6 protein-coding genes and 1 pseudogene are annotated in these 5,400 nt (G+C 66.7%); 4 read left to right on the top strand and 3 right to left on the bottom strand.

The features are described 5' to 3' along the window. Positions 1 to 147 precede the first annotated feature (147 nt). The gene (locus tag BN11_RS19425) at positions 148 to 558 is read left to right on the top strand and encodes a type II toxin-antitoxin system VapC family toxin (RefSeq protein ID WP_048700022.1); all 411 of its coding nucleotides are present in this window, start codon (positions 148 to 150) and stop codon (positions 556 to 558) included. Positions 559 to 671: 113 nt separating this feature from the next. After that, on the top strand, positions 672 to 1,229 hold the full coding sequence (locus tag BN11_RS19420; RefSeq protein ID WP_048700021.1) for a hypothetical protein: 558 nt from the start codon (positions 672 to 674) through the stop codon (positions 1,227 to 1,229). A gap of 15 nt (positions 1,230 to 1,244) precedes the next feature. On the opposite strand, the gene BN11_RS19415 is transcribed toward BN11_RS19420, so the two are convergent. Then, positions 1,245 to 1,829, bottom strand: coding sequence for a TIGR03086 family metal-binding protein (locus tag BN11_RS19415; RefSeq protein WP_048700019.1), 585 nt, complete (start codon positions 1,827 to 1,829; stop codon positions 1,245 to 1,247). A gap of 312 nt (positions 1,830 to 2,141) precedes the next feature. Here BN11_RS19415 and BN11_RS19410 point away from each other — a divergent pair, with 312 nt between their 5' ends. Further along, entirely contained in the window at positions 2,142 to 2,888 is a 747-nt protein-coding gene (locus tag BN11_RS19410) for a TolB family protein (protein WP_048700017.1), read from the top strand. Here the strand turns inward: BN11_RS19410 and BN11_RS22140 are convergent. After that, positions 2,836 to 3,267, bottom strand: a pseudogene (locus BN11_RS22140) (ISL3 family transposase); the annotation flags it as partial. The gene BN11_RS19410 and the pseudogene BN11_RS22140 overlap by 53 nt on opposite strands. Positions 3,268 to 3,899: 632 nt before the next feature. Continuing rightward, positions 3,900 to 4,211 carry a putative quinol monooxygenase gene (locus BN11_RS19405; RefSeq protein ID WP_048700014.1) on the bottom strand — a complete coding sequence of 104 codons (312 nt, stop codon included), beginning with the start codon at positions 4,209 to 4,211 and terminating at the stop codon, positions 3,900 to 3,902. Between the two features lie 107 nt (positions 4,212 to 4,318). On the opposite strand from BN11_RS19405, the gene BN11_RS19400 reads away from it, so the two are divergent. Then, positions 4,319 to 5,260 carry a GlxA family transcriptional regulator gene (locus BN11_RS19400; RefSeq protein ID WP_048700012.1) on the top strand — a complete coding sequence of 314 codons (942 nt, stop codon included), beginning with the start codon at positions 4,319 to 4,321 and terminating at the stop codon, positions 5,258 to 5,260. The last annotated feature ends 140 nt before the right edge of the window (positions 5,261 to 5,400 follow it).

The following is a 5,400-nucleotide window of genomic DNA, read 5'->3' as shown; positions in this document are numbered from 1 at the left end:
GTACCTTCCGGCGCCAGGAGAGACCGCCGCAGACCTGCTCGCAACTCTGGACGACATGGGCGACGACGCCGTAGCCGAGGGGACCCTCGACGTGGTCGAGGCCACGGTCCGTGACCGACGCCTGCACGCCGTCCGGGTGCCCACCTGGTGATCCACGTCGACACCACCTTTCTCGTGGATGTGATCCGCGAGAGCCGTCGCGATGAGCAGGGCCCAGCTCGTCGCTGGCTCGCCCGCAATCCACACGAGACCCTCGGCATCAGCGTCTTTGTCCTGTGCGAACTCCTCACCGGCGCCGCGTTGCACGCCGATCCCGCCGCGGAGCGACGCCGGGTCATGAAAGTTGTGGGTCAACTTCCGGTCATCACTCCAGATGCCCAACTGGCCGGAACCTACGCTCGAATCCACGCCGTCCTGACCAAGCAAGGCACCCCAGTCGCGAACATGGATCTGCTCATCGCCTGCACCGCTCTCAACGCCGGCTCCGCCTTGCTGACTGCCAACCAGCGCGACTTCACGCGGATCCCCGGGCTGGACGTGCTCGACCACACGGAGTGACCCCGAGCCGTCAATCGCTCAGGTCACGCCGCAGCTACGCCGCCGAAATCTTTGTCCTTCAACGGGTTTCCTCCGTGATTGAGTCCGGTCGGCCGATGTGATCTGCTGGGGGCATGGAAGACATCGACCGTTGGCTTGGTGACACCCCGCGAGCCCTTGACGGCCTGGTGGTCACATCCGGGCAGCAGCTGAACGCCGAATACATGGCGAAGCTGACCGGCGCCCAGAATCTGCTCCAGAAGGCTTTCGTCGCCGCGGCTACCGACCTGGAAAAGGCCGACCGCCTGATCGAGCGCGCGGCGGCCATGCCCTACGACGAACGCGAAGAGAGCTTCCCCGGGGTGCAGGGCGCGGTTCAGATGTTGTATGACGCGATCACCGACGACATGGAGGACGCCGACGAGGACGACCACGAGTGGCTCGAGGCGGCCTTGGCGGCGCACGAGATGACGACCGGTCCCGGCAAAGCCGAAGTCGCCTCGATTCTCAACGGCATGGTCTTGCAAACAGCCTTCTTCTCCCTGCCGGAGGTCGAGAAGCGCCGGATCACCAAGGCGGTCGGGTCCGCGCCGTTGCACGTCGAGCACCTCGAGCCGGACGCCACGGTCACCGCACGTGCCGAGGTCATCCGCTCGATCCTCGCCGCCCTCGCGGCTTATCTCGCGTGCTAACCGGGCAGCGCCGGGTCAGGTCGGCCGGCTGCGCCCCAGCACCGCCATGACCCGCTCGGTGGGGTTCGCGTCCGGGGCCGGTTCGAGTTCGGGCCCGAATAGCCCAGGCGAGCGCAGGATCTCTTCGGGCGTGTTGCGCACGAGGTTGTCCAGGTCCGCGCGTAGCGACTCGGGGATCTCCCAGCGCCGCCCGCCGGTGGCGGCCAGATCCCACGCGTGCACGGTCAGGTCGTGGGTCGGGATCGCCAGCGCCATGGACGCGGGTCCCGGCCCCATCGGCCCGGAGAGTTCCCGAGACGGGTCGAGATCTCCCGCGGCGACACGGGCCCGGTCTGCGAGATCGCGCCACAGCTGAGCGGCGTCGTCGGGAGAGTCGGTTGCACTCGCATCGGACTTCGATGCGCGGTAGTCCTCCCCCGACAGCATCCCGAGGATGCCCGTGAGGGTGCCGGCCACGTGATCGACCACGGCCTTCCCGTCCCAGCCGTCGCAGGGCGAGGGGCTGCTCCAGTCCGCGTCGCGCATCGCGTCCACCTGCTCGCTCATGGCGTCGATGGCCAACTGGAGCCGGGTCCCCGGGTCGAGGGCATTGGATGTCATGTCTCCTCCTGTCGTCGATGGTCCATGGCTGAACCTAGCCACTCCCACCGACAACCGGTCCTCGCCGCCGTGTGAACAACGTGTGAACCCCCAGTCCTCTGTTTGGGGTGCGTGACCGCCCTGACTGTCGCCGTCTAGTTTCGATCGGGGGCCGGCGGGGCCTCGCCTACCAGAACGCGGAGGTCGACATGCAGATCACAAGAATGCGGCACACGACGTCGGCCGTGATTTCAGCAGTGGCCGTGGGGGGCGCTGATTCCGTCGGGAGTCGCGTTCGCGAGCAGCACCACCGCAGCAGCTACTGCACCGGCCGTGACCACCTGCTCATGCGCAAGGGGCGGGGACCTGTTCACGATCAAGTCGGACAAGACCGGCTTGAAACGCCTCACGAACCGCGGCGACATCCTCAACGCCGAATGGTCTCCCGACAAGTCGAAAATCGCCTTCACCGCGGAGGTCAACGGCAACACCGACGTCTATCTGATGTCCAGCACCGGGACGGGTACACGTCGCCTCACTTTCGGAGCGGCCCGTGATGAGGACGTCACCTGGTCCCCCAACGGCAAGACCCTTCTCTTCACCAGTTTCACCAACTGCACATCCGACATCTTCAAGGTGAACGTCGCTCCCGGCAGCCGGCCGGTGCGCTTCACGCGAGCCCAGTGCGACTCCGTCTCGGACTACTTCGAGCGGGCCGACTGGCATCCGGACGGGACCAAAATCCTGGTGTGGCGAGGCTATTACGACGGCGGCCCGGGCGGAGGAGGCTGGACTGCCGAGACCCGGTCGGCCACGACCGGCGCGCTCATCAAGGACCTGGGTATGGACGTCCTCGACATGGGATGGTCACCCAACGGGCTGCAGATCGCCGGCACCGTCCCGGCCTACTACGCCGACACCTATAAAGACAATGTCGGGTTGTGGAGCGCCACCGGACGCAAGCTCAACGATGTCACCACGAGCAACGAGAGCTATGCGACGAGCTTCGCCGCGTGGTCGCCCGACGGTTGGCGGTGTCCCACGCGACCCCGAGACCCTCGGCGACACGGGCGACGGTGAGGTGTGCGACCACGATCCCTTCCAGCGCCCACCGCAGCCCGGTGCGCGAGAGCTTCGCGCGTGGCTCCGCCGCGGCGCTGGTGTCTTGGCGCCACACGTGTCCGCAGTCGGCACAGCAGTAGCGGCGCACTACAACTTCCAGCCCGGTCGGTCGCCAGCCCAGCGGCTCGTGGGCCAACCGCCGGATCACGGTGTCACGAGCAGCGCCTTCGCTGCCGCACCGTCGGCACCACTGATCTGGTTCCACCACGCGGCACGCGAGGACCGCACGATCCGGTTCAAGTCGTTGTCCGGTCACGCTCAGACCGAGGCCGTCGAGTCGAGCGAAGGCGGTCAGGTCAGGGCGGCCGAAGCCGGCCGGCGGGGTAGCGTCGGACACGTCGAGGTCTTTCGGATGGATGACGTAGGAACCTCCGTCGTCGGGAGACCTCGACGTCTATCTGCGGACCGACGCGCCCGGCCGACCTACACCGTCATCTGAGAAGACCCCTGAAACGTCTTCGACGACGACGGGACCGGCGAGGAGGAGGGCGCGGTGAGCTAAAGGAATGGAGCTTGCTCGGCTTCGACGCCGCCGCAAGCTCCGGTGAAACGGTCAGTACTGGTCGGTCGTCGTCGGTCACCACCGGATGGCGGCGTCCCCCACGCTCGGCGTTTGCGCAGTTCAGCGGCTCGTTCGCCCAGTGGGCGCATCAAGCGATAGACGCAAATCCGACGTGATTAGGTCGTCGGTTCGATTCCGACAGGCGGCTCCGGCGAACAGCCCCTGACCTGCGGAAACGCAGGGCAGGGGCGGTTCGGTTCTGGTGGTCGCGCGATGCGCTGGCCTCACGGCTCTGCCCGACACCGACGTCGCTCTCCTCTGCGACGGAAGACTCGCCGGCTGAGCGCTCGCGGCCGGCATCCTGTCCGTGTGCCGATAGACCTCGCACCGCTCGGCAACGCAGCGTGGCGTTGCGTCGCGACCTGGCGACGGCTCGGCGGGGCGCGATCGTCTCGTGCGTTGGCGGACTACGGGAGCTTGGACGCGAGGACGTCGGCCGCCAGGATCTCGGGTGCTGCGCCGAGGAGGTGCTGGTTGGCCATCAGGGCTGCGACGATGGCGCCGTTGGCGTGGGCGTTGCGAGCGGCCTCGTCGGGGAATGCATCGAAGATCCAGAAGGTGTCGGCGTGGGTCCTGACCGCGAACCAGACAATCGTTCCTACTTCTTCGTTGGCGAGCGCGACAGCGCCGGCGAGCAGATCGGCGAGCGCGTCGTGCTGTCCATCGGCCGCGACGATCTTGGCGACGAAGGCATACGGAAGTGATGCGGGTGTGGACATGAGGGGTTCTCCTAGTGTCGAGGTTTCTTGGTGAAGCGAGTTCAGCGTATGACGAGCAAGGGCATGTGAGAAGTGGCGTATACGGCAGTATTGCTATTGTTTGCGCCATGCGTATCGGACTGATCGCGATCGACGGCTGCTTCGGTTCGGCTGTCGCGTCGGTCATCGACATCGTGCGGGTGGCCGACGGAGCCCGCGGCGATGTCGACCCGCGGATCGACCCGATCGAACTCGCCATCCTCGGACCGAAACGGAGAGTGACCACGACGGCATCGATGACCCTGTCGGTGGACCACCCGCTGTCGGAGTCCGCAGAGTTCGACGTGGTCGTCGTCCCTGCGCTTGGAACCCTCACGGCCGCCGCTACCAACGACGCCCTCCAGAGCCGAGATGCTCGTTCGGTCATCGCCTCGCTCGGGCGCCTCGACGACGCGACCACCCGGATCGCCGCGGCGTGCACCGGCGTGTTCGCTGTCGCCGAAACCGGACGGATGCATCATCGGCGGGCGACGACCAGCTGGTTCCTGGGGCCGGAGTTCCTGAAGCGCTATCCGACCGTCGCCCTCGATCTCAACACCATGGTCGTGGTCGACGGGAACCTCGTCACCGCCGGCGCCGCGTTCGCCCACATCGACCTCGCGCTCTCACTCGTGCGATCGATCAGCCCCGACCTGGCCCAACATGTCGCCAAGCTCCTCATCATCGACGAGCGCCCGTCGCAGGCGGCCTTCGTCGCCTACGAACATCTCCGGCACGAGGACCCGATCGTCGTCGAGTTCGAACGCTTCGTGCGCGCCCGCCTGGACGAACCGTTCAACGTCGCCTTCGTCGCGCAGTCGCTCGGCACCAGCCGGCGCACTCTCGAACGACGAGTCCGTGCGGCGCTCAACCTCACTCCGCTCGGCTTCGTCCAACGGCTTCGCATCGAACGAGCTCGGCACCTCTCAGCAACCACGGACCTCACCTCCGCCGAGATCGCGCTACGGGTCGGCTACGCGAACGCCGAGACTCTGCGCTCCCTCCTGCGTAGGGAGCGACGCCGTTCCTGACCTATCGCCATGCCTGTAGCCGGTGTCCTAGTGCTCGACTGGAATCACTTCTCAGCACGTCGCGTCGACGCTCCTGCGTGGGTCTGTCCGAACGGTGTAACTGGCATTGGGTGTTTGTTCCTACAGGTTCTCCGCCGCGG

It is taken from the genome of Nostocoides australiense Ben110 (assembly GCF_001050535.1).
GTDB lineage: Bacteria > Actinomycetota > Actinomycetes > Actinomycetales > Dermatophilaceae > Nostocoides_A > Nostocoides_A australiense.
The sequence above is the reverse complement of the archived record's forward strand: the minus strand, read 5'-3'. Positions and strand labels throughout refer to the sequence as shown.

Excerpts from the sequence above, each read along its gene's own strand:
- BN11_RS19420 (WP_048700021.1), top strand. The coding sequence starts at position 672 with ATGGAAGACATCGACCGTTGGCTTGGTGACACCCCGCGAGCCCTTGAC.
- BN11_RS19415 (WP_048700019.1), bottom strand. The coding sequence starts at position 1,829 with ATGACATCCAATGCCCTCGACCCGGGGACCCGGCTCCAGTTGGCCATC.
- BN11_RS19405 (WP_048700014.1), bottom strand. The coding sequence starts at position 4,211 with ATGTCCACACCCGCATCACTTCCGTATGCCTTCGTCGCCAAGATCGTC.
- BN11_RS19400 (WP_048700012.1), top strand. The coding sequence starts at position 4,319 with ATGCGTATCGGACTGATCGCGATCGACGGCTGCTTCGGTTCGGCTGTC.